The 25,010-nt window shown below is 30.5% G+C and carries 25 protein-coding genes; 19 read left to right on the top strand and 6 right to left on the bottom strand.

Annotated features, from left to right (window positions below; genetic code table 11):
- Positions 1-50: 50 nt before the first annotated feature.
- On the bottom strand, positions 51-668 hold the full coding sequence (locus tag LQ668_RS01785; RefSeq protein WP_107510094.1) for a DedA family protein: 618 nt from the start codon (positions 666-668) through the stop codon (positions 51-53).
- A gap of 90 nt (positions 669-758) precedes the next feature.
- Positions 759-1,259, bottom strand: a complete 501-nt coding sequence (msrA, locus tag LQ668_RS01780) for a peptide-methionine (S)-S-oxide reductase MsrA (protein ID WP_078356345.1) — start codon at positions 1,257-1,259, stop codon at positions 759-761.
- 154 nt (positions 1,260-1,413) lie between these two features.
- Here msrA and LQ668_RS01775 point away from each other — a divergent pair, with 154 nt between their 5' ends.
- Positions 1,414-2,391 carry an LCP family protein gene (locus tag LQ668_RS01775; protein ID WP_078356346.1) on the top strand — a complete coding sequence of 326 codons (978 nt, stop codon included), beginning with the start codon at positions 1,414-1,416 and terminating at the stop codon, positions 2,389-2,391.
- A 79-nt stretch (positions 2,392-2,470) separates the two neighbouring features.
- On the opposite strand, the gene LQ668_RS01770 is transcribed toward LQ668_RS01775, so the two are convergent.
- Together LQ668_RS01770 and LQ668_RS01765 are read right to left on the bottom strand one after the other, a co-directional pair.
- Positions 2,471-2,656, bottom strand: a complete 186-nt coding sequence (locus tag LQ668_RS01770) for a 2-hydroxymuconate tautomerase (RefSeq protein WP_078356347.1) — start codon at positions 2,654-2,656, stop codon at positions 2,471-2,473.
- Between the two features lie 2 nt (positions 2,657-2,658).
- A complete protein-coding gene (locus LQ668_RS01765; RefSeq protein WP_218702782.1) occupies positions 2,659-3,669 on the bottom strand; it encodes a cation diffusion facilitator family transporter in 1,011 nt (336 codons plus the stop codon).
- A gap of 398 nt (positions 3,670-4,067) precedes the next feature.
- Between LQ668_RS01765 and mqo the strand changes: the two genes are divergently transcribed.
- The 5 genes from mqo (at position 4,068) to LQ668_RS01740 (ending at position 9,313) form a co-directional block, all read left to right on the top strand.
- Positions 4,068-5,552 (top strand): malate dehydrogenase (quinone), encoded by a 1,485-nt coding sequence (gene mqo, locus LQ668_RS01760; RefSeq protein WP_078356349.1) that lies wholly within the window; start codon positions 4,068-4,070, stop codon positions 5,550-5,552.
- Positions 5,553-5,688: 136 nt separating this feature from the next.
- Positions 5,689-6,093 carry a sporulation protein gene (locus LQ668_RS01755; protein WP_078356350.1) on the top strand — a complete coding sequence of 135 codons (405 nt, stop codon included), beginning with the start codon at positions 5,689-5,691 and terminating at the stop codon, positions 6,091-6,093.
- Positions 6,094-6,307: 214 nt separating this feature from the next.
- On the top strand, positions 6,308-7,507 hold the full coding sequence (locus LQ668_RS01750) for a Y-family DNA polymerase (RefSeq protein WP_218702783.1): 1,200 nt from the start codon (positions 6,308-6,310) through the stop codon (positions 7,505-7,507).
- A gap of 129 nt (positions 7,508-7,636) precedes the next feature.
- Complete coding sequence (locus LQ668_RS01745; RefSeq protein ID WP_174221864.1) at positions 7,637-8,053, top strand: VOC family protein; 417 nt, start codon at positions 7,637-7,639, stop codon at positions 8,051-8,053.
- Positions 8,054-8,170: 117 nt separating this feature from the next.
- On the top strand, positions 8,171-9,313 hold the full coding sequence (locus tag LQ668_RS01740; protein WP_107510016.1) for a glycerate kinase: 1,143 nt from the start codon (positions 8,171-8,173) through the stop codon (positions 9,311-9,313).
- Between the two features lie 41 nt (positions 9,314-9,354).
- Here LQ668_RS01740 and LQ668_RS01735 read toward each other — a convergent pair whose 3' ends face one another.
- Positions 9,355-10,869, bottom strand: a complete 1,515-nt coding sequence (locus LQ668_RS01735) for a Na+/H+ antiporter NhaC family protein (protein ID WP_239775864.1) — start codon at positions 10,867-10,869, stop codon at positions 9,355-9,357.
- 209 nt (positions 10,870-11,078) lie between these two features.
- Between LQ668_RS01735 and LQ668_RS01730 the strand changes: the two genes are divergently transcribed.
- Positions 11,079-11,282, top strand: coding sequence for a helix-turn-helix transcriptional regulator (locus LQ668_RS01730; protein ID WP_078356354.1), 204 nt, complete (start codon positions 11,079-11,081; stop codon positions 11,280-11,282).
- Entirely contained in the window at positions 11,279-12,004 is a 726-nt protein-coding gene (locus LQ668_RS01725; RefSeq protein ID WP_218702784.1) for a DUF443 family protein, read from the top strand. The genes LQ668_RS01730 and LQ668_RS01725 overlap by 4 nt, the downstream gene beginning before the upstream one ends.
- A gap of 374 nt (positions 12,005-12,378) precedes the next feature.
- Here LQ668_RS01725 and LQ668_RS01720 read toward each other — a convergent pair whose 3' ends face one another.
- Positions 12,379-13,470 (bottom strand): prephenate dehydrogenase, encoded by a 1,092-nt coding sequence (locus LQ668_RS01720; RefSeq protein ID WP_239720417.1) that lies wholly within the window; start codon positions 13,468-13,470, stop codon positions 12,379-12,381.
- Positions 13,471-13,583: 113 nt separating this feature from the next.
- Here LQ668_RS01720 and LQ668_RS01715 point away from each other — a divergent pair, with 113 nt between their 5' ends.
- From LQ668_RS01715 to LQ668_RS01665, 11 genes are all read left to right on the top strand, one after another.
- Positions 13,584-14,630, top strand: a complete 1,047-nt coding sequence (locus tag LQ668_RS01715; protein WP_218702786.1) for a M42 family metallopeptidase — start codon at positions 13,584-13,586, stop codon at positions 14,628-14,630.
- Between the two features lie 508 nt (positions 14,631-15,138).
- Positions 15,139-16,542: an anthranilate synthase component I gene (locus tag LQ668_RS01710; protein ID WP_107510012.1), complete on the top strand. Its 1,404-nt coding sequence runs from the start codon at positions 15,139-15,141 to the stop codon at positions 16,540-16,542.
- Entirely contained in the window at positions 16,539-17,135 is a 597-nt protein-coding gene (locus LQ668_RS01705; RefSeq protein WP_119634597.1) for an anthranilate synthase component II, read from the top strand. Before LQ668_RS01710 ends, LQ668_RS01705 begins: the two co-directional genes overlap by 4 nt.
- A complete protein-coding gene (gene trpD, locus LQ668_RS01700) occupies positions 17,101-18,117 on the top strand; it encodes an anthranilate phosphoribosyltransferase (RefSeq protein ID WP_107510011.1) in 1,017 nt (338 codons plus the stop codon). Before LQ668_RS01705 ends, trpD begins: the two co-directional genes overlap by 35 nt.
- Entirely contained in the window at positions 18,101-18,895 is a 795-nt protein-coding gene (gene trpC, locus LQ668_RS01695; RefSeq protein ID WP_115337479.1) for an indole-3-glycerol phosphate synthase TrpC, read from the top strand. Before trpD ends, trpC begins: the two co-directional genes overlap by 17 nt.
- Positions 18,885-19,502 carry a phosphoribosylanthranilate isomerase gene (locus tag LQ668_RS01690; RefSeq protein ID WP_078356362.1) on the top strand — a complete coding sequence of 206 codons (618 nt, stop codon included), beginning with the start codon at positions 18,885-18,887 and terminating at the stop codon, positions 19,500-19,502. The genes trpC and LQ668_RS01690 overlap by 11 nt, the downstream gene beginning before the upstream one ends.
- Before the next feature lie 5 nt (positions 19,503-19,507).
- Entirely contained in the window at positions 19,508-20,728 is a 1,221-nt protein-coding gene (trpB, locus tag LQ668_RS01685; protein WP_078356363.1) for a tryptophan synthase subunit beta, read from the top strand.
- Positions 20,721-21,452: a tryptophan synthase subunit alpha gene (trpA, locus tag LQ668_RS01680; RefSeq protein ID WP_078356364.1), complete on the top strand. Its 732-nt coding sequence runs from the start codon at positions 20,721-20,723 to the stop codon at positions 21,450-21,452. The genes trpB and trpA overlap by 8 nt, the downstream gene beginning before the upstream one ends.
- 80 nt (positions 21,453-21,532) lie before the next feature.
- Positions 21,533-22,192 (top strand): type 1 glutamine amidotransferase domain-containing protein, encoded by a 660-nt coding sequence (locus LQ668_RS01675; RefSeq protein ID WP_107510108.1) that lies wholly within the window; start codon positions 21,533-21,535, stop codon positions 22,190-22,192.
- Between the two features lie 145 nt (positions 22,193-22,337).
- Positions 22,338-23,591 carry an aminoacyltransferase gene (locus LQ668_RS01670; protein ID WP_119634596.1) on the top strand — a complete coding sequence of 418 codons (1,254 nt, stop codon included), beginning with the start codon at positions 22,338-22,340 and terminating at the stop codon, positions 23,589-23,591.
- Positions 23,592-23,622: 31 nt separating this feature from the next.
- The gene (locus LQ668_RS01665; protein ID WP_078356367.1) at positions 23,623-24,882 is read left to right on the top strand and encodes an aminoacyltransferase; all 1,260 of its coding nucleotides are present in this window, start codon (positions 23,623-23,625) and stop codon (positions 24,880-24,882) included.
- Positions 24,883-25,010 lie beyond the last annotated feature (128 nt).

Genomic DNA, 25,010 nt, shown 5'->3' with positions numbered 1-25,010 from the left:
AAAGAGCAGAAATTCATTGTAAAAATGAAATTCTGCTCTTTTTTTATTATTTAATTAGCACGTGTTGTTTTAATTCTCTTATACCATAAATAAATCACATAAAGTGCAGCTATTGCTATAACAATAATAAACACTTTAGAGTACATGCCTACATAAAGTAAAATTTCATGCCAATGGCTTCCTAAAGTTTTACCTAACATTATAAGAAAAATGTTCCACATACCAGTTCCGATTGCTGTTAATAATATAAAGGCTGGTAAGTTCATTTTAGTAATTCCAGCTGGTAAAGATATTAATGTTCTGACGATTGGTATAAATCTGCCAATGAAGATTGCCCAATGTCCATATTTTTCTAACCATTTAATAGTTTTATCTAAATCTTGAGTTTTGATACCTATATATTTTCCACGTTTATCTACAAATTTATATAATCGTTCTTCACCTATAAAGGCTCCGATACTGTATAATACAAGTGCGCCAAGTACTGCTGCAATTACTGTAATTAAACATACGATGAAAATATTTAAATTTGATTGAGAAGTCATAAAACCTGCAAAAGTTAAGATGATTTCTGATGGGAAAGGGTGTATAACATACTCTAAAAATACTAGGATAAAGACACCAATATAGCCATATTGTGTCATAAATTCAGTAATCCAATGTTCCATGACATGCTCCTCTATTATATATGAATTGACAATATTGCTACATAAAAATAGCAGTATAACATCATTATATGTTGTTATTTTAGCACATTATTATTTTAAACTTCTTCTGATTTCCTGTTCTTCTTGATAACGAGCTGGATTTTTCTTATAGAAATCTTGATGATAATCTTCAGCTTCGTAAAAAGGTTGATAAGGCAATAATTTAGTCACAACTGACTTATCTTCAGGTAACTTTTTATTCAATTCTTCAATATATTGTTCAGCTAATTTCTTCTGATCATCATTTGTATAGAAAATAGCTGTTTGATATTGTGTACCACGGTCTTGATATTGTCCATTTGCGTCAGTAGGGTCTATTATTGCGAAATAAATTTCTAATAATCTGTTATATGAGAATAAAGCAACATCATATTGGATCTCTACTACTTCTAAATGACCAGTATGTCCTTGCTTAACTTCTTCGTACGTAGGATTTTTAGTTGTTCCACCCATATAGCCAGAAGTTACTTTATCAATTCCTTCATATTCGTCGAATGGTTTAACCATACACCAAAAGCATCCACCTGCAAAATACGCTTTATTCATATTCATTATATTTTTACCATCCTTTATTCAGTCTCAAGTCTTATTTTTTAATTAGGTTCGCAATTTTTCTTGATTTTTAATTGAGAAATTGTTTAACTTAATGTATGAGTCTCATTATAATATAATTAGTCTCAATTTTGAAGATAAAAGGTTGGTAACAATGACTTCGCAAAATCAATCAGAAACAGATGACAATCGTCAAACGAATGTACCAAAAAGAAATAAAAAGCGTAGAATTAAAAAAAGACCTTTTATTATCTTAGGTATCATCTTACTATTAGTTGCTCTTGGATTTTATATTAATGCTTCTTATAAATCAGGCTTAAAGGTTTCTTCTGATCATGGGAAAAAGAATGAATTGCATAAATTCCATAGTACAACAAGAAATGATGGTAAAGTTAATGTTCTCGTGTTAGGGGAAGATCGTAAAGTAGATAATTCACAACCAAGAACAGATTCAATTATGATTGTTCAATATGATTATTTAAAGAAAGATCTTAAAATTGTATCAGTCATGAGAGATATTTATTCAGAAATTCCAGGTGGTTATCGCAATTATAAAATTAATACAGCGTATTCACTAGGGGGACCTGAATTACTGCGTAAGACATTGAAAAAGAATCTTGATATTGATCCTGAATATTATGCAATCATTGATTTTGATGGATTTGAACAAATGGTTGATGAAATATCGCCAAAAGGTGTTCCAATCAATGTTGAAAAAGATATGTCTGAAAAAATCGGCGTTTCTTTGAAAAAAGGTCAACATAACTTAAACGGGAAAGAATTACTAGGTTATGCAAGGTATAGAAATGACGAAGAAGGCGATTTTGGACGAGTTAGAAGGCAACAACAAGTAATGACAGGGCTTAAATCTGAATTATTAAGTGTAGATTCTGTAATGAAAGCACCTAAATTAGCTGGAATTGCTAGAGGATATGTGAATACTAATTTAGATGATCCAACAATATACAAAACGGGAGCTAGTTTTATAGCTAGAGGCGATAAAGATATAAAAACATTAACAGTACCAGTAAAAGGTTCATATACAAATGCAAATGATGTTGAAAATGGCGCTGTTCTTAAGATCGATAAAGAGAAAAATAAAGAAGCTATCAAAAAATTTCTTAACGAGTAACTATTTTAAGGAAATAAAAAAAGCATTAAATGATCAATCTGATCATTTAATGCTTTTTTATATTTTATTTATTCGAAGATTATGAATCAGATTTACGTACGCCTGCAACTCCATAATGCTCAGGTTTCATTTCTTCAATGATTACATGAATATTTTCTTTCGGTGCTTTAGCATTTTGATGAACTGCTTCAGTTACATCTTTTACAAGACCCTTTAATTGTTCGTCTGATCTACCTTCAATTAACTTAATGTTTACGATTGGCATAATTAACGCTCCTTGTCATATTGAATATTTGCTGAAGGACCTGAATCTCCATTCCAGTCTGTTTGACCATCATCTTCAATGAATTCTATATTCACGTCTTCAACATGTGATAAGTCTAACAGTTTTAATATAATCCGTTTTCTTATTTCTGACAACTCTTTCAGTGTAAAGTTTTGATTTACCTCTAATAAACATTCTATATGAAGTGCCTCTCCTTCTTTTATGACTGCTAAACGTTTAATGTCAGCAATAGACTTATCATCTAAAATCACTCTAGAAGCATGGATTTCTGATTCGTGATCAGCAATACCTAATACGCCTTGAGCATTTTCTATAAAAATAATACCTACAATAATAAACATCATTACACCTATGATTACTGATGCGATACCTTCTAACATGCCTAATCCTGTTAAGCGTGCAATGATTATTGATATAACGGCAATAACACCACCACCAGTTGCAACAGTATCTTCCATAAATACTAACTTTGTTGCAGGCTTTGCTTTACCTATAAATAAATAACTTTTTGTAAATGGAGATAGCAGACCTTTACTGCTTTCGCCGGCTTCTTCTAATATTTCTTTACCAGCTTTTCTTAAAACAACGGCTTCAAGTACAATACCAATTGCTAAAACGCCGATGTTTATCCAAAAGTATAGTAACGGGCCTTCTGTACTGTTTGGATGAATAATGTGGTGAAAACCTTCTTTTATCGTTTCGTAAGAAAGAATACCAACAATGATTACAGCAATTAAACAAACAAGGTTTATTAGTCTGCCATAGCCTAATGGGAACTTTTGATTTGGGCTTCTTTTAGAAAAAGCAGAACCTATAAATACAAATAGTTGATTTGCTGAGTCACCAAATGAATGCATCATTTCTGCAAACATAGCGATGTTTCCTGTAAAAATAAAGGCAAGTAGCTTTAAACAACCAAGAATAAAATTAACTACTGCAGCAGATAGAGAAGACTTGCTTCCTTTTTTAAGTATATTCAGAAAATCTTTCATATATTACTCCTTTAAAATTAGATTGTTATGATTATATCATTTAAATACCACATTTTAATTATAAATAAGCATTTATTTTATAATAATCATAATTATATTATGTAAACTATTTGTATTATTGGAATTTTTAAAACCATTAATTAAGGGAATATGTTATACTATTTATATTGATATAGTAATTAGGTTATACTAATTTCGGACTATTTTATTGTAACATCCTATTAAAAAATACATATTACACTATGTGTACTTGTTGTCACTTTTTAAATGAATCTAATAGGTTTATAATAGAGATAATACATAGATTATTTCAAATAAAATTATTAATTTGTATATTTTTTATGGACATTAATATATAGTCAAATAGGTTAATATTGAAAGGGGCTCTGTAGTTAATTATGAATTCATTACATAAGAAAACAGATGTAATATTAATTGGTGGGGGTATCATGAGTGCTACTTTAGGTATGATGCTTAAAGAACTATCACCAAACTTAGAAGTTAAATTATTTGAAAAATTATCAAAACCAGCCGAAGAAAGTTCTAATGAATGGAACAACGCTGGGACAGGTCATTCGGCATTATGCGAATTGAACTATACAAAAGAAGAGGCGGATGGTTCTGTAAATATTGATAAAGCAATTCAAATAAATGAGCAGTTTCAATTATCAAAACAATTTTGGACTTATTTAGTTAATAAAGGAAGCTTACCTAATCCTGAAACTTTTATTCGTCCTGTGCCACATATGAGTTTTGTATACGGGGAAAAGAACGTTCAGTTTCTTAAAAAACGTTGTGATGCGTTATCAAGTAATCCGCTATTCCCAGGTATGACTTTCACGGATGATTTTGAAACATTGAAACATTGGATGCCTCTTATGATGGAAGGACGTCCAGCTGATGACAGAATTGCTGCAACTAAGATTGAATCAGGTACTGACGTTAACTTTGGTAATTTAACACGTTCTTTACTAGATGATTTAAATGAGAAGGGTGTTGAACTAAACTACAATCACTCTGTACAAAATATTCGTCGAAACGAAGATAATACATGGCAATTAAAGATTTACAATGGTGAAACTAAAAAAGTAGAATACCATAATACTAAATTCTTATTTATAGGCGCTGGTGGAGGAAGTTTACCTCTTCTTCAAAAAACAGGTATTAAAGAAGCTTCAAACATTGGTGGTTTCCCTGTAAGTGGCTTATTTATGGTTTGTAATAACGATGAAGTTATTGCGAAACACGAAGCAAAAGTTTATGGTAAAGCCAAAGTAGGTGCGCCACCTATGTCTGTACCACATTTAGATACAAGATATATAGAAGGTAAGAGAACGTTGTTATTTGGACCGTTCGCAGGGTTTTCACCTAAATTCTTAAAAACAGGATCAAATTTAGATTTATTTGGTTCAGTTAAACCTAATAACGTTTTTACAATGTTATCTGCAGGTTTAAAGGAAATGGGACTTACAAAGTATTTAGTTGAACAAGTACTTTTATCTGATGAAAAGAGATTAGAAGATCTTAAAGAATTTATACCAACTGCTAAGTTAGAAGATTGGGATATCGTTATCGCAGGTCAACGTGTTCAAGTAATAAAAGACACGAATGAAGGCGGTAAAGGAACATTGCAATTTGGTACAGAACTCGTAACAAGTGAAGATGGTTCAATTTCAGCTTTACTTGGAGCGTCACCAGGTGCATCAACAGCTGTACATGTTATGATTCAGTTGCTAGAAAAATGTTTCCCTGATAACTTTACAAAATGGGAAGATAAAATTAAACAGATGATACCTTCATTTGGTTTAAATTTATCTGAACATCCAGATTTATTTAATGAGATAAATACATCCACATCAAAAGCATTAGGTTTATATAAATAATTAAGAAATAAAACATAGGTATGTTACTTATGTTTTATTTTTTATTAGGAAATAAAAAAATATTCATAAATTCTCTTTAAATTTTAGTTTAATCGGGTTAAACTAGCCTTAATGAAGTTTAAGGGGGATTTGAATTATGTTTGAAAAATTACTTACCTCTATAGGTATCGGTAATCTAACAATCGATACACGACTAGAAAAAACAACTTTTAATGAAGAAGAACCTATTAAAGGAAAAGTAATATTTAAAGGTGGAACATGTGATTTAAAAGTTGAATACATTATGTTGTCGTTAATTGAACGTGTTAATAATCAGAATGAGGACAGTGATTTTTCAGAATTTGATTATGAATTGCATAAGCACAAAGTAAATAAATCCTTTTTAATTAAAAAGAAAGATCATCAAGAATATGAATTTGAGTTCAAATTAGAGCAAATTGAATTTAAAGGTGAGCCTGAAGAAATCTTTTTAAAGACACACGTCCATATAGAACAATCAGTTGGCGCTGATGATGAAGAAAGACTAGAAATAGTTAGATAGAACGTGAAATAGGTTTAGTACTTAATTAGGAGGTTGAGACAAATTAATTGTCTCAACCTCTATTTTGTAATCAAATGAACTTTTATGGCTATCCTTATAAGCACTTTAACTGAGAACTGCTTTTATTGTTACTCTTTAAAAAATATACCTTGAAACAGAACGTATGTTCGTATATAATGAAAATATATTTAATACGACGATGGAAGGTGATTTTATGTATGATTACCGTTTATATGAGAAGAGACATATTTTATGCATAGATCAGAATAGCTTTTTTGCGAACGTGTCATGTATGAGTAAAGGTATAAATCCTGATGAGAATAAATTGGCAGTTATTTCAGATACTAAAAGGAAAGGTGCGATTATTTTATCTGCTACTGAACCATTGAAAAAGTTAGGTATAGATACGGGTGCTAGGTTATTTGAAATTCCTCAAAGAAATGATATTTACATTATTAATCCCAATATGAATCACTATATCAATCAATCAATTGCTATATATAAAATTTTACTTAAATATGTAGAATTTGAAGATATTCAACAGTACAATGTTGAAGAAATATTTATTGACATAACTAAAGTATTTAAATATTATTGTTCAACACCATTTGACTTTGCAAGTATGTTGAAGAGAGAAATAGAAGAACAAATGCATATGAAATATTCAATTGGAATAGGTCCAAATATGTTTCTGAGTAAATCTGCATTAGATATAGAAGCGAAAAATAATAAACAGTTAATTGCTGAATGGAAATATGAAGACATACCTTCAAAGTTGTGGCCAATACATCCATTAAATAAAATGTGGGGAATTAATCAACGGGTTGAGAAAGACTTAAATGAAATAGGAATATACACAGTTGGAGATTTAGCGCACTATCCTTTAAAAAAATTAGAGAAATCATATGGAGAAATAAGCCAGGATTTGCATCTTAACAGTAATGGTATAGACTTAAATAAGGTTCAAGACATTCACAATATAATTAAACCAAAAATAAAATATAATTTAAAACTTTCGCAGAACTATCAATATTTTGAAATGAAAAGTATCATACTTGAAACAGTGGAAAGTTTAACCAAACAATTAAGATCAAGAAATTTATTAGTAAAGACTATTTCATTTTCTTTGAAAAATGATCAAAGTGATGGAATCTCAAAAGAATATACTTTAAAAGATGGCACAAATATAGCTATGGATATATTTAGAGTTATATGGAGTTTTTCTGAACAACTATGTGATAAAGCAGAAAAATATAATGAATTAAATATCTCACTTAATAATTTTGTACCTGAAAGAGCTCGTGAACTTAATATGTTTATAGAAAAATTTGAAAGATTAAGAAATGAAGGACTTGAATTATTAATTAATGAAATAAATTGGGACAGAAACTTAATTAACGATCAAATAATCTAAATCAACTTATAAACGAAAGTAGTTATATTTCTCCTTTGTGTATATAATGTAAATATTATTAACATTTGACAAACTTTAATCACATTTATATACTTATTTTGACTGACATTCAAATATGGGGAGTGGTGCATGGTGATTAAACAAGTTACACCTTATCTTTACTTTAACGGAACTTGCGAAGAAGCATTGGCATTTTATAGTGAAGCGCTAGATGGAAGTGTAAGAGAATCACAAACGTATGGTGACGCAGGTGTGGATGCGGCACAAGATTCTAATAGAATTATTCATGCACAATTAGAAGTGAATGGTCATTTATTTATGTTTTCAGATATACCGAATGATGATGACTCATTGAGTCAAAACCATAACGTATACATTGTTATAGAATTTGAAACAGAAGATAAGATAAATGAAGTGTATAATATATTTAAAGAAGGTGGCCAGGTTCAAATGGAACTAGGTAAAACTTTTTGGGGACAAACATATGCTAAAGTTATAGATAAATTTGGTATAGGTTGGGATTTAAGTTATACACATCAAGAATAATATATAAGGATAGAGGCTGGGACAATTATTTGTCTCAGCCTCTATCCTTATATATTTTAGAGAATAAAAAAATGGTAAAATAAACTGAGATAACCTATTATAAAGGTGGCGTAATATATGAAAGTGTTGATTGCACCAGATTCTTTTAAAGGGAGTTCGGATGCTTTAACTGTTGCTCATGCTATGCAAAATGGAATATTAAAAGTAGATTCTAAATCTGAAACTGTTATTCTACCAATGGCTGATGGTGGCGAGGGTACGATGATAAATTTGGTTCAGGCTACTAATGGTACTGTGGTGACAGCAAATAGTGTTGATCCTTTAGGTAGACAAATGGAATCTAAATACGGCATTTCTGGTGATGGTAAGACCGCAATTATTGAACTCGCAACTAGTTCTGGCATAGATCTTCTTAATGCTGAAGAGCTTAATCCGTTAAAAACAACAACGTATGGTACTGGAATGCTTATTAAAGATGCTCTAGAACGAAATATTAAACATTTCATTATATGTTTAGGTGGTAGTGCTACAAATGATGCTGGTGTTGGTTTGTTACAAGCATTGGGATTCAGATTTTTGGATAAAAATGGACTTGATATAAATCTTGGTGGACAATATATCAAAGATATTGTCACGATTGATGATTCTAATGTTATGTCATTAATGAAAGAAGCGAATTTTGAAATTGCATGTGATGTTACAAATCCACTTATAGGAACAAATGGCGCTAGTTACATATTCGGACCTCAAAAAGGTGCTTCAGTTGAGGTTGTTAAAATTCTTGATAATGCTATAGAGCAATTTGCGAATATAATTGAGCAACAAAAAAATCTTTCTATTCATCAGATTGAAGGGGCTGGTGCAGCAGGTGGTACAGCTGGCAGTATGCTTGCGTTTTTAAATGCAAATTTAAAAAGAGGAATTGAACTTGTTATAGACTTTGTAGAATTAAATGAAATGTTAAAACAAGAGAACTTTGATTTGATTATAACGGGTGAAGGCAAAATAGATGGACAAACAGCTGGTGGAAAAGTGATATCTGGTATGTGTCAAAAGGCACATGAATATGGAATACCAATTATAGCTCTTGGCGGAAGTGTTGAAGGGAATTTATCTGAGCTATATAACCAAGGTCTAACAGCTGCATATAGTATTACTAATGGTCCAATGAATTTAGAAGAAGCTATGCAGAATAGTAGTTGTTTAATAGAACAACAAACTGAACAAATATTTAGAACGATAAAAATGATTAATAAATAAGAAAAAGCAGTATGGTTGATTTCGTAACCATACTGCTTTTTTTAAGTTCTGTATTTATATTTTTGAATTCTATTTATTATAAGAACACCAATTATCATAAACACTATTGCTACTATAAGTGTGAACTTGAAGCCAACTATACTTGTAATAAGTAATGCGATAGCTGTAACTACACCATTAAATAGTGCAATTGGAACTTGTGTTTTGTTGTGATCTTTATGATCAGCTCCGGCACCAGTAGAAGAAAGAATAGTTGTATCTGATATAGGAGAACTATGGTCACCAAATATGCCACCAGAAATTACTGCTCCAATACATACTGTTAACGGCAAATCTAAGTGATAGCCAAGTGGTATAGCTAATGGTAGCATTATTGCAAATGTTCCCCATGAAGTACCATTTGCAAATGACATACATGCACCGACAAGGAAGATGAGCGCAGGTACAATTGCAGGAGGGATTGTGCCATCTATAATTTGCACGATATAGTTAGCTGTTCCTAATTTATCTAGGACACTTCCAAGCGACCATGCCAATACTAGTATGATTAAAATATCAGTCATGTTTTTCATACCTGATGTATATATATTTAATGATTGACTAATTGTTTTCACTTTATATATTAACATCATAATAATGATTGAAATAGCAGCAAAGAAATAAGATAAACTTAACGCTATTCTAAAATCTTTACCTTCAACACTTTGGAATGGAAAACCTTTTGGCGCTAATAAAGAAAATAAAGAGATGATTAATATAAGAATGGGTAACCAAATAAGTATTGGTTTGCTTTTGTTTTCAACATCTTTATCTGTATCAACACTTTCTCTTAAAGGTTTGGCATTTTCCCAATAAATTTCACCTGTATTCATAATTCGATCTTCGGCTTTTTTCATTAGACCAAAATCTAATTTTAATAAAATGATTAAAGGGACAATTAATACAGCTAGTACAGGATAAATGAAATAAGGTATAGAAGTGATAAAAGCATCCCATGAAGTCATATCTATACTTAAACGTTTAAATTCTGTATCGATTAATCCCATTATATAAACACCCCAGCCTATAAAAGGAATCATCACAGATACAGGAGAAGCTGTTGAATCAATAATCCATGCTAATTTTTCACGAGATATTTTAGCCTTATCAAATAAACTTTCATATATTGGGCCAACTATAAGTGGCGTTCCCATTTCAGAGAAGAAAATGATAATACCACTAAACCACGCTGCTAATTGAATTTTAATTCTACTCTTTGTACCAGAAATAAAGTGATTCGCAAAAGCTTTAGCACCACCTGAATTTTCAAGCAATGCAACAAACCCACCTATAAATACTAATAATATAAGTATGCCTGCATTATATTCATCAGCAACCGTAACGAATAAATAGTCACCTAACAACTTTTTTAAAGAAGAAATAGGGTTGAAACTTGTTAATAATAATATCCCGGAAAAAAGTCCTAAGAACAGAGAGACAATTACGCTTCGTGTTAATAAGACCATTATGATGGCGATAATGGGTGGAATAATTGACCAAAAGCCAAAACTATCCATAATAGACAACCTCGCTTAAAAGTTTTCTGAATGATGTAATAATTTAAATCATTACATATAATTTGTAATTAGTAAATATATTATTAATAAATAATTATAAAAATGTATAACTATACGTTGTTTGATGACAAATATATTTATAAAAATGACAACTATATTTGTCATAATGACAATAATAGTGTATATTAGTAATCGTAGGTGGTGGTCAAATGAAGAACAGGGTGAAAGAATTGAGAGCTAGAGAAGGATTTAATCAAACTGAGTTGGCAAAAAGAGCAGGTATATCGAGACAAACAGTTTCATTAATAGAACGTAATAACTTCATGCCATCAGTATTGACTGCGGTAAGAATAGCTAGAATACTCAAAGAAAATGTTGAAGATGTTTTCATATTCGAGGAGGATGAATTATGAAAAAGAATAAAATTATGTTAATAGGTAACCTTATTTTATATATGCTTATAGGTGGATTAGTTGGAGGTTTATTAACAACCTTGTTTGGGGCTAATCATCAGCTATTAGAAATTCAGTTAACAAAAACACAAACAGATATTATAACTATTATTTTAGCAATATTTATCATTATATTAGTTGTTATATTAATGAATGTTTATAAAAAAGCGAAAAACTATAGAAAGTTAGAAACAGATTCAGACAATGAGGATGATATAGAAGTACAATTAGAAAAAACATTAATTTTTCCACCTGTACTACTAGGATTAATAACTACACTTGGATTAATAATACTAAATCTTGTTTTAAATTTATCAGAAGATCCAAGCATTTTATCGTTAATTATAGCAGTATTATCGTTAATTTTAACTGCACCATTATCTTATATGCATTTATCGAATTTAAGAAAATTATATCCAGAACGTCATTATCCAAAAGCAGGAGATAAAAAATTAAATGAAAAAATAGTAGATATGATGGATAGTGGTGAGCAATATATCACTTTACTAGCTTTACAAAAAACATACACTTTAAATCAACAATTGATCATAGGATTTATTGCACTAGCATCAATATTTTCAATAAGTTCTAATAATAATCAATTTTTCAGCGTATCATTATTAATTATTTTATATCTAGTTAATACAATGTACTTCACTAAAAAAGTATCAGAAACTTTATAAAAAAAGACCCGGTCCTATATAGGATCAGGTCTTTTTTTATAAGAATTGTGTCTAAGGACACCTATATTCACACAAGTCGGCAGAAGTGTAAACAAGGGCAGCTATATTCACACAAGTTGGTAGAAGTGTAAGCAAGGCTATCCATATTCACACAAGTCGGAAGAAGTGTGAGCAAGGGCAGCTATATTCACACAAGTCGGAAGAAGTGTAAGCAAGGCTATCCATGTTCACACGAGTCGGAAGAAGTGTAAGCAAGGCTATCCATATTCACACAAGTCGAGAGAAGTGTAACTAAGGCTATCCATATTCACACAAGTCGGGAGAAGTGTATCTAAGAACACCTAAATTCACTTTTCATTTTTATTTAGCAACTTTTACAATGTGTAAGTGTCAAAGGTATTCAATGCTTCAATTGCTCGGTCTCTATCATTACTTGATTTAAAACTTAATCTTAAAGCACCCATTATATCTTCGCGTACTTCTAGTATTCTAATATTTGTTATTGAGATATGACTTTGTCCTAATATTCTTGTGACTTCGCTGATCATACCTGGTTTATCGGGGATATCTAAATACAAATCAAATGTGGATGTTAGTGCACCTTGTTCTTTTATTGGTAATTGGTCTCTATATGTTTTCGCTGATTGATAAAAGTCGTGAATTAATGCTGGATTACCTTCTTGAATCAATTCTTTTGTTTGTTCCATTTGTTCTATCCAATTTTCCATTAAAGTTACGAGATGCTTTTTATTTTCTAAAGTGATGTCTCGCCACATATCAGCATTACTACTTGCTATACGTGTGATATCACGAAAACCACCTGCTGCTAATGTTTTTACATATTCAGAAACTTGTGTATTTTCTTCGTTCATATGAATTAAACTTGAAGCTATTACATGAGGGAAATGACTGACTACACCAGTTACATAATCGTGTTCTTTTGCCGACATTTTGATAAATTTTGCTTTAGTGGGTTCAAATAAATTTTTCACTTCACTATAAGCAGCTTCGTTTTCGTCTTCATCATAAATTAACACATAATAGGCATTTTCGAATAAATGTTTTTTAGAATTAATTACCCCAGATTTATGACTACCAGCCATTGGATGACCGCCAATTAAATGGATATCTTTCTTTAGTAATTTTGATTCTAATGAACTTAATCCTAATTTAGTGCTGCCTGTATCCGTAACAATTAAACCAGGTTTCGTATTAATTTCTAATAATCTTTTACCGTATTCAATTGATTGTTGTACCGGAGTAGCCAGAATGATTAAATCTGCTTCACTTGCACTTGAATCAAAATCGGTTGCTATTTCATCGATTATTTTCATTGATAATGCGATATCCGAATATTTTTCAAAATAATCGTAACCGGTTATATGTATATTAGGGTGATGAAATTTAATATTTTGAATTAAACTTCCCCCGATTAAGCCTAGTCCTACTATAAATATGCGTTGCATAAAATCCCTCCAATACTTTAATAGTTTAAAGTAAGTTAGTATATGAAATCAAGTGTTATTGCTTTATTTTTTAAAAAGTATAGAATGAAAATAAATGCAAAAGGAGTGGTAAAATGACAATTAATGTAAATGAAACAGTGGAAACTATAAAAGAGCTTGTTCAAATTAATAGTCCATCTGGATTTGCTGGTCCTGCAATTGAATATTGTAAAAAAATTGCCGAATCATTAAATTATGATACGAGTGTAACACATAAAGGTGGACTATTTATTGAAGTTCCCGGTAAAAATGACGATCAACAACGACTTATTACTGCACATGTAGATACACTTGGTGCAATCGTTAAAGATATTAAAGAAGATGGTAGATTACAACTAGATCTAATTGGGGGATTTAGTTGGAATGCGATTGAAGGGGAATATTGTACAATAACTACTCAAAGTGGTAAAGAAATTACTGGGACAATTTGTTTGCATGAAACAAGTGTCCATGTTTATAAAAATACTTCAAAAATTCCTAGAGATGCTGAGCATATGGAAGTGAGAATAGACGAGAAAACATTTAATCCTGAAGATACTAGAGCGTTAGGAATTGAAATTGGAGATGCAGTAAGTTTTGATCCGAGATTTATACATACTGAATCAGGGTTTGTAAAATCTCGTCACTTAGATGATAAAGCCAGTGTTGCTATGATTTTACAATTTTTAAAATATCTTAAAGAAGAAAATGTTGAATTGCCTCATACTACTAAATTCTATATTTCTAATAACGAGGAAATTGGATATGGTGCAAATTCTAATATTTCTGAAAAGGTCGTTGAGTTCATTGCTTTTGATATGGGAGCACTTGGTGACGGACAGGCATCCGATGAATATACTGTTTCAATTTGTGTAAAAGATGGTTCTGGACCATATCATGTTGGTCTAAGAAATCATTTTGTTGAATTATGTAAAGAAAATGATATTAACTATAAATTAGATATTTATCCTTATTATGCTTCAGATGCTTCTGCAGCATTAAGCGCTGGCGCAGATATTAGACACGGTTTATTTGGTGCAGGTATCGAATCATCACATGCATTAGAACGTACACATGAAGATTCAATTTTAGAAAGTGAAAAGCTTTTAAGAGCTTATTGTTTATCCAATATTAACAGTTAATTAAATTTTATAGGTTGACTTTTAAAATATAATCTCGTATAGTGATATTTAATTAATCCGAAGAAGTTATTCGGGATTTGATAGATAAGTATCTCGTGATGATAGTAGCAAAAAGAAAGCTAATGTTTGATGTAAATTAGCACTATCCACAATGAGAGAATTGGGCTTTCAAATTTTAAATTGAATGATTTTTAAAGTGAACATAATTTTTAAATGTTAACTAAGGTGGCACCACGGTAACGCGTCCTTACAGATTGCGTATACTGTGGTGTCTTTTTGTATAAAAATTTCAGTGATCATGAGTAAAATTTAAAGTATGTAGCAAATAGAAAGTTAGTGGTTGATGAGAACTAACACACTTTAAATTTGAAATGGGGATCATGTAGAGAAAATTAAATAACTAATGAGTGAATAAGTTACAAACTTATTAATCAAGGTGGTACCGCGCATAAGCGTCCTGTTAATTTAGGATGTTTATGCGCGGTTTTTTTAATTAAGGAGGATAATCATGAATATAAAATTTAAAAAATTAAATGCTGATATTACCCCAGAAACGTTAGGGCAAATAAAAAACAAGAAAATGATTCTTGAAAGTGCTAGTACAGATCAAATGAAAGGTCGATTTTCAATTGTAGCCTTTGATGCAATTGGTAAAGTTAATTTATACGATACACACTTCCAAGTGCTATTAAATAATGAAGTACAAATTTACAAAGATACGCCATATGACTCGTTAGAAACTTTTATAAACGATATGAAACATGAAGAAATACCAGAAGAACTTAAACATTTACCTTTTATTTCAGGAATGATTGGATATTGTAGTTTCGATTTAGTGAGATATCAAAATAAATTATTACAACAATTAGAAGTGAAGTCAGATATTCCAGATGTATCATTTAATTTAGTTGAATCTGTTTACATTTTTGATCATTTTAAAGAAGAACTGTTCATTATTACTTCTAATTTATTCAGCAATAAAAATGAAGAAGATATTGATAAAGAACTTGAGCGTATGACAGATGAATTAAAAAATGTTTCACTTTTCCAAAATAAAATGAAACATCCATTAAGAGGTGAGTTAGAAACAAATATTACGGAAGAAGATTTTATTAAAGAAGTAGAATATTACAAATCATTAATTAGTAAAGGCGACATGTTTCAAGTAGTGCCTTCAAGAATATATAAGTACAAACATTATTTTGATGATAACAATAGAGAAAATTTAAAACTTCAAATCTATAAAAATTTAAAAAGACAAAACCCAAGTCCTTATATGTACTACGTAGATGATGAAGATAGAACAATTATTGGTTCTTCTCCTGAAAGCTTTATAAAAAAACAAGGCGAAGTGATTACAACAAATCCAATAGCAGGTACGAATAAGCGAGGTCAAACGGAAGAAGATGACAAACAAAATGAAATTGCATTATTAACAGATGAAAAGGAATTGGCTGAACATCGTATGCTAGTTGATTTAGGAAGGAACGATTTAAATATCATTGCTCAAACAGGTTCAGTATTCATGCCGAAGCTGATGACTATTGAAAGATTTGAACATGTGATGCACATCGTTACGATTGTTGAAGGAAAAATCAAACCAGAAGTAACACCGCTTCAAATGATAACAGCTTTATTACCTGCTGGAACTGTATCCGGTGCACCAAAAACAAGAGCAATCACTAGAATATATGAGAGTAGAAAACAAAAACGTGGTATTTATGCTGGAGGAGTTGGATACATTAATTGCAATCATGATATAGACTTCGCATTGACGATAAGAACGATGGTTGTTGATAAAGAATATGTAAATGTTGAAGCTGGATGCGGTGTTGTTTATGATTCAGATCCAAAAAAAGAATTAAAAGAAACAATGATTAAAGCTAAAAGCTTATTGGAGGTAACACCATGATACTAGTAATCGATAATTATGATTCATTCACTTATAACTTAGTAGACTTGATTGAACAATTTGATGAAGTTGTTATTCACCACCCTGATGAAACACCATTAGATTTGAAAATTGATGGTTTAGTAATATCTCCAGGTCCAGGACATCCTGATGATACGGATGAATTAAGAAAAATAATCGATACTTATAGTGATAAACCTATTTTAGGCATATGTTTAGGTGCACAAGCACTTACTACATACTACGGTGGCAAAGTAATAGCAGGTAAAGAAGTTAAACACGGGAAAGTTGATCAAATTAACTTATTAGAGCAATCAGTACTGTATAAAGAATGTAACCAAAATTTTAATATTATGAGATATCACTCTTTAATAAGTGATGAATCGACATTTCCAAAATGTTTAAAAGTCACAGGACGAACAATTGACGCAATTCAATCATTTGAACATATAACAAGACCACATTTCGGTATACAATATCACCCAGAGTCTTTTGCTTCGGAATATGGTAATGAAATTATAAAAGCATTTGTAAATACTACAAAGGAAGGTGCAAACAATGGATACGCTCAAACAACTTATTCAATATCGTAATTTATCACAAAATGAAATGAAGGCTTTCGTAGAACTTATGATGAATGAACAGGCAGACGTTTCATTAAAAGTTGCACATTTAGTCGCTTTAAGTATGAAAGGCGAAACATCTGATGAACTTTCTAATTTAACTCAAAGTTTAATAGAAACAACATATCAACAAAGACCATATATAGAAGATAGTATTTGTGTATGTGGTACTGGAGGAGATCATTCAGGAAGCTTTAATATTTCAACTACCGCTTCATTTGTAGTTGCAGCAGCTGGGTTGAAAGTTTTGAAACACGGAAATAAAAGTATTACGTCTAAAACAGGAAGTATTGATATTTTATCCGCTTTAAATATTCATACAACACCAATTAGTGAAGCAACTAGTAGAGTGAACGAAACAAACTTAGCATTTTTAAGTGCTACAGAAACATACCCTATTATGAAAATTGTTCAACCAGTTAGAAAGTCAATACCAACTCCAACTACATTTAATTTACTAGGACCGATGATACATCCTTATAAATTAGATTATCAAGTAATGGGTGTTTATGATGATACTAAGCTTGTTATCATAGCTGAAGCATTATATAAGTTAGGTCGTAAACGTGCGATAGTCGTACATGGAGCAGGCAGAATGGATGAAGCAACGCTTTCTGGTGACAATACTATTTATGAAATTTCACAAGAAAAAGGCATTATACATTATAAAGTCAATGCGAAAGATTATGGTCTTCAAACAGCAAACAATCAAGAATTAAAAGGTGGTACACCTGAAGACAATAAAGAAATTACATTAAACATTCTGACTGGTAATGATCAAGGTCCGAAAAGAGATGTTGTTGTATTAAATGCAGCACTTGCATTATATGTTGGCGACAAAGTTAATTCTATACAGAATGGTGTAAAGTTAGCAGAAGAAATAATTGATGAAAAGTTAGCATTGAATATTTTAGAATCTGTAGGAGGAAAAGTATATGACAATATTGGATGAAATCGTAGAATATAAAAAAGGTTTACTTAATGACAACTATTATAAACAAAAATTAGAAATATTAGAAAAAGTAGATGTTCAGCATAAAACTTCATTTATAAGTCGTATAAATAATGATGATCGGTTAAATATCATAGCTGAATTAAAAGCAAAAAGTCCAACTGTATCAGACATTCCTAAACGAGATATGGCAACTCAAATTAAACTATATGAACAATATGGTGCATCTGCAATATCTATTTTAACTGATGAAAAATATTTTGATGGTAGTTATGAAAGACTACAAAGTTTGACTACAAAAACAACACTACCAATATTATGTAAAGATTTTATAATTGATAAAATTCAAATTGATTTAGCAAAACACGCTGGTGCTTCTATCGTATTATTGATTGTTAATATATTATCGAAAGCAGAGCTGAAAAATTTATATGATTATGCAACAAGTAAAGGTTTAGAAGTTCTCGTCGAAGTCCATGACAAAGCAGAACTTGAAATAGCACATGAAATTAATGCTGAATTAATCGGTGTGAATAATAGAGACTTAAAAAGATTTGTTACAGATGTTAAACATACGAATGAAATATTGACAACAATTAAACCTAATGTCAAATACATTTCAGAAAGTGGTATACGTACTATAGAAGATGTTGAAAGTATTATTGATAGTGGTATTGATGGTGCACTTATTGGAGAATCCTTAATGAAACACCCAAACTTAGATGAATTTCTACCAAGTTTACGATTACAAAAGCAAGGTGATCAACATGTTTATTAAATGTTGTGGATTCCAAGATAAGGGTTCTATTGCAACAGCAGTAAAAAATAATGTAAATGCTATTGGATTTATTACTTATCCAAAAAGTAAACGTTACGTAACTGTAGAAGAAATTGAAATGCTAAGCAAAGATATACCTGATTTTATAGACATAGTTGCAGTGGTAGTGAATTTATCATTACAAGAAATTGAAAAGTTAGTGGTAAATACTTCTATTAATACGATCCAATTTCATGGTGATGAGTCACTTGATTTTATTAAAACTGTAAAAGCAAAATATCCTCAAATTAAAATTTATAAAGCTTTACCAGCCAATGAGGAATTAGAAAATAAAATTAAAACATTTCAAAATGATGTCGATTTGTTGTTGATTGATACGCCATCTCAAAATTATGGAGGAACGGGTATTTCTTATGACTGGTCTTTATTAAATGAAATAAAAGATACACCATTTTTAATAGCAGGTGGTATCAACAAAGAAAAAATTAAACAAATAGAATTATTGAATTTAAATAACGCTGGTTATGATATATCAAGTGGTATTGAAACAAATGGTAAAAAAGATTCAGACAAAATAAAAGCATTACTAACTTATGTAAAGGGATGATAGTTATGGATAGCAATATACAATTAGAAGCAGATGAATTAGGTTTCTTTGGTGAATTTGGAGGACAATATGTTCCTGAAACATTAATGCCTGCTGTTCAAGAATTAAATGATACGTATCAAAAGTTAAAAAATGACCCAGAATTTCATAAAACATTGAATGCTTATTTAAAAGACTATGTTGGTAGAGAAACACCTTTAACATATGCTAAACGTTATACTGAAGAACTCGGTGGCGCTAAAATATATTTAAAACGTGAAGATTTAAACCATACTGGTGCTCATAAAATAAATAATGCATTAGGGCAAGCTTTAATTGCTCAAAAGATGGGGAAACGTAAACTTGTTGCTGAAACAGGTGCAGGTCAACATGGTGTAGCAAGTGCAACAATTGCGGCATTATTTGATATGGAACTCATTGTATTTATGGGTGAAGAAGATATTGAAAGACAAGCATTAAACGTATTTAGAATGGAGTTATTAGGGGCTAAAGTTGTTCCTGTAACAGATGGTCAAGGTACACTTTCTGATGCTGTAAATAAAGCACTGCAATATTGGGTGTCAAATGTTGATGATACACATTACTTATTAGGTTCTGCACTTGGTCCACATCCATTTCCAACAATTGTAAGAGATTTACAAAGTGTAATAGGGAAAGAAATTAAAACCCAAATTTTAGAAAAAGAAAATCGACTACCGGATGCAGTTGTTGCATGTATTGGTGGCGGTTCAAATGCTATTGGTACATTTTATCCATTTATTAATGATGAAACAGTTAAATTGTATGGTGTAGAAGCTGCTGGTGAAGGTGTAGACACTACTAAGCACGCCCTTGCTATTAATAAAGGTAAACCAGGGGTATTACACGGTTCTAGAATGTACTTAATTCAAGATGATAATGGACAAATTGAACTTGCTCATTCTATTTCAGCAGGGCTAGATTATCCTGGAGTAGGACCGGAACATAGTTATTATAATAATATTGGTCGCGTACAATATCCGAATGCAAGTGATAAAGAAGCGATGGACGCATTAATTAAATTTACACAATTAGAAGGTATTATACCTGCAATAGAGAGCGCACATGCTTTAAGTTATGTTGAAAAATTAGCACCAACTATGAATGAAGATGAAATTATCGTTGTAACTGTTTCTGGTCGAGGTGATAAAGATATGGAAACAATTAGAAAATATATGCAAGGTGAGGAGGGGAATCAAAATGAATAAATTATTTATCCCTTACATAATGGGTAATGAAAATTTTATAGATTCAGTTAAATTAATGGATGAAAATGGTGCAGACTATATTGAAATCGGCTTACCTTTCTCTGATCCAGTTGCTGATGGACCTACAATTATGAAAGCAGGTCAAGAAGCTATTAAACAAGGCATGACGGTAAATAAAATTATTGATCAATTAATTCAACATAAAAATAATATACAAACACCTTATTTATTTATGACATACTACAATTTGATTGATTCATATGGTGTTGAACAATTTATTGAAAGAATAGCTGAAGCAAATGTATTTGGATTAATTATTCCGGATTTACCATTTGAATTAGGTGAACGTTTTAAAGAAAAGTTACAACATAAAAATATTAAATTAATTTCTTTAATTGCGATGACATCTAGTGATGAAAGAATTAAAAAAATTGCAGAACATGCAGAAGGATTTATTTATACAGTAACAATGAATGCAACAACTGGCGATGGTAGAGGATTCCATGTAGGATTAAAAGACAAAATTCAATTTATTCAACAACATGCCAATGTTCCAGTGGTTTGCGGCTTTGGTATCAAAACAGTAAATCATGTAAAAGAAATAAAATCATTTAGTGATGGTGTAGTTATTGGCAGTGAAATAGTTAAACGTTTAGAAAATGATTCTAAACAACAAACAATAGATTATTTAAAATCTATTAGAACTGCATTAGATAAAGATTAAATAAACAAAACCCTTCTTGGAAGAAAAAGAAACTTACATCATGTATAATCGACAGTAACAAATGAAAAGGAGTGTTTCTAATGAGCAAAAAAGTACTCATAGTTGTTACAAATGAATCTCAATTTAAAGATGGTAAACCTACTGGGTTATGGCTAGAAGAAGCAGCAATTCCTTACAAAGTATTCATTAAAAATGGATTAGAAGTTGACATTGCATCTGTAAAAGGTGGTACTGTACCAATTGATCCTAATTCAACACAAAATAATGAAACAAAAGAATATCATGATGTATTAGAAAAATTACAACAAACAAATAGCATAAAAGATATCGTTTTCGAAAATTATGAAGGTATATTCTTACCTGGTGGACATGGTACTGTGTTCGATTTTCCTAATAATAAAGATTTAGAAAATATGTTAGCTTATTACAAAAATAACGATAAAGTAATTGGTGCTGTTTGCCATGGTCCTAGCGCCTTTGTGGGTGCAAAACTTCCTGATGGAAACTTTTTAGTTAATGACGTTAAATTAACAGCATTTACAGATAGCGAAGAAAAAGCAATGAATCTTGATCAAGATGTACCATTCTTACTTCAAACACAATTAGAGAAGCAAGGTGCAAGATTTGTTAAAGGCTCTGACTTTGATTCTCATACAGTTGCAGATGGTAAATTTGTTACTGGTCAAAATCCAAATTCAAGTCAAGAAGTAGCAGAAAAATTTGTAAATGTATTAAAATAATGAGAATTAAAAGGGAAAAACCTGCCATTTGGTAGGTTTTTCTTTATGAAATAATGATATAGTAATGAGTATTGTTTTAGAATAAAGAAAAAATATTGTATAATTGTAACAAATACATAAATAAGAGATTGGGAGTATTGTATACATGAAATTTACAAATTTAACAACTGGTGAATTTGAAGCTTTTACAAATAAAATGTCATATGCGCATTTCACACAAACGGTAGGTAACTATGAATTAAAAACATCAGAAGGCACTTCAACACATTTAGTGGGTGTTAAAGATGACGAGGGCGAAGTACAAGCAGCTTGTCTATTAACAAGTGTTCCAGTCATGAAAAAATTTAATTACTTCTACTCAAACAGAGGTCCAGTAATGGATTACGATAATAAAGAACTTGTAGACTTTTTCTTCAAAGAAATTGTTCCTTATTTAAAAAATAATAAAGGTTTATTCTTTAGAATCGATCCTTATTTACCGTATCAATTAAGAGACCATGATGGTAATATCAAAAAATCATTTAATCGTGATGGTTTAATAGAACAATTTGAATCATTGGGCTATGAACATCAAGGATTCACAACCGGTTTCCACCCAATCCACCAAATTAGATGGCATTCAGTACTTGATTTAGAAGACATGGATGAAAAAACACTTATTAAGAATATGGACAGTTTAAGAAAGCGTAATACTAAGAAAGTTCAAAAAAATGGTGTTAAAGTACGCTTCTTATCAAAAGAGGAAATGCCTATTTTCCGTCAGTTTATGGAAGATACAACTGAGAAAAAAGATTTTAACGACCGTGGGGACGACTTTTATTACAATAGGTTAAAATACTTTGAAAACGTTAAAATACCTTTAGCATATATTGATTTCGAAACTTATATTCCACAACTAGAAAAAGATCATGAACAATATAATAAAGATATCTCTAAAGCAGAAAAAGAATTAGAGAAAAAGCCAGATAATCAAAAAACAATTAATAAAATCGACAACCTTAAACAACAAAGGGAAGCAAATGAAACTAAACTTGAAGAAGCACTACAACTAAGAAAAGAACATGGTGATACATTACCGATAGCTGCAGGTTTCTTCATTATAAATCCATTTGAAGTAGTATATTATGCAGGCGGTTCATCTAATGAATACCGTCATTTTGCGGGAAGTTATGCTATACAATGGGAAATGATTAAATACGCATTAGACAATAATATTAATCGTTACAATTTCTATGGTATTAGTGGTGACTTTTCTGAAGATGCACCAGATGTGGGAGTTATTAAATTTAAAAAAGGTTATAATGCAGATGTTTATGAATACATTGGAGATTTTGTTAAACCAATTAATAAACCAGCGTACAAAGCATATACAACAATAAAAAAAGTTTTAAAAAAATAATGATTTTCAGTAAGAGAGGAATTTAGATAATATGAAATTTACAGAATTAACGGTTACTGAATATGATGATTTCGTATCAGACAGTCAATATGAAAGTCACTACTTCCAAGTAAAAGAAAACATCAAGACTAGGGAAAATGATGGTTTTCAAGTTGTATTATTAGGGGTTAAAGATGAAAATAATCAAGTAGTTGCTGCAAGTTTATTCTCTAAAATACCTACAATGGGTAGCTATGTATATTATTCAAATCGTGGACCAGTAATGGATTATAGCAATCTAGATTTAGTAGAATATTATTTTAAAGCACTTGAAAAATATTTAAAACAACACCAATGTCTATACGTAAAAGTAGACCCTTATTGGATTTATAATATTTATGATAAAGATATTAAACAAATTAAAGAAGATGGTGCAAACGATGAAATCATTAACCTCATTAAATCTTTAGGTTATGATCATCATGGTTTTACAACTAAATATGACCCATCAAGTCAAGTTAGATGGATGGGTGTATTAAATTTAAAAGACAAAACTTTAGCAGAAATAAAAAAAGGGTTCGATAGTCAACGTAAACGTAATGTTAATAAAGCACATAATTATGGTGTTAAAGTACGTTTCCTTGAAAGAGATGAACTTGATATATTCTTTAAACTATATAGAGAAACTGAAGAAAGAGCAGGATTTATTTCAAAAACAGATGAATATTTCTTAAACTTTATCGATACATATGGATCTAAAGCACTTGTACCTTTAGCATATGTGGATTTAAATGAATATATCAAAACAACACAAGAAAACTTAAACGAACTAGAAACAAAACGCGATCAAATGATGGCAAAAGAAAACAAATCAGAAAAGCAAATTAAGAAAATTGCTGAAACTGACAGACAAATCGATCACGCACAAAAAGAATTACTAGAAACAAGTGAACTTATCAAAACTGATGGAGAAGTGTTGAATTTAGCTGCAGGTGTATTCTTTGAGAATGCATATGAAATAAATTACTTCTCAGGTGGATCAAGTGAAAAATACAACCACTTTATGGGACCATATATGATGCATTGGCATATGATTAATTATTGTTTCGAAAATGGTTTTGATAGATATAACTTCTATGGACTATCAGGAGACTTTACTGAAAATAGTGAAGACTATGGTGTATACCGATTTAAACGTGGATTTAATGTGCAAATAGAAGAATTAATTGGAGACTTCTATAAACCAATTAATAAAAAGAAATATTTCTTATACAACACAATACAAAAAGTTAGATCAAAAATTAAAAGATAGATAGATTGAACTCCTTACTAATTACATTTAGTAAGGAGTTTTAATATGTAGTATTAGCAATGGAATAAACATGTATTAATTATATAAATCATTAAAAGCTGTAAATATAGTAATAAGCATAGAAAATG

Source organism: Mammaliicoccus sp. K-M42, assembly GCF_022386375.1.
GTDB classification, from domain to species: domain Bacteria; phylum Bacillota; class Bacilli; order Staphylococcales; family Staphylococcaceae; genus Mammaliicoccus; species Mammaliicoccus fleurettii.
The sequence above is the reverse complement of the archived record's forward strand: the minus strand, read 5'-3'. Positions and strand labels throughout refer to the sequence as shown.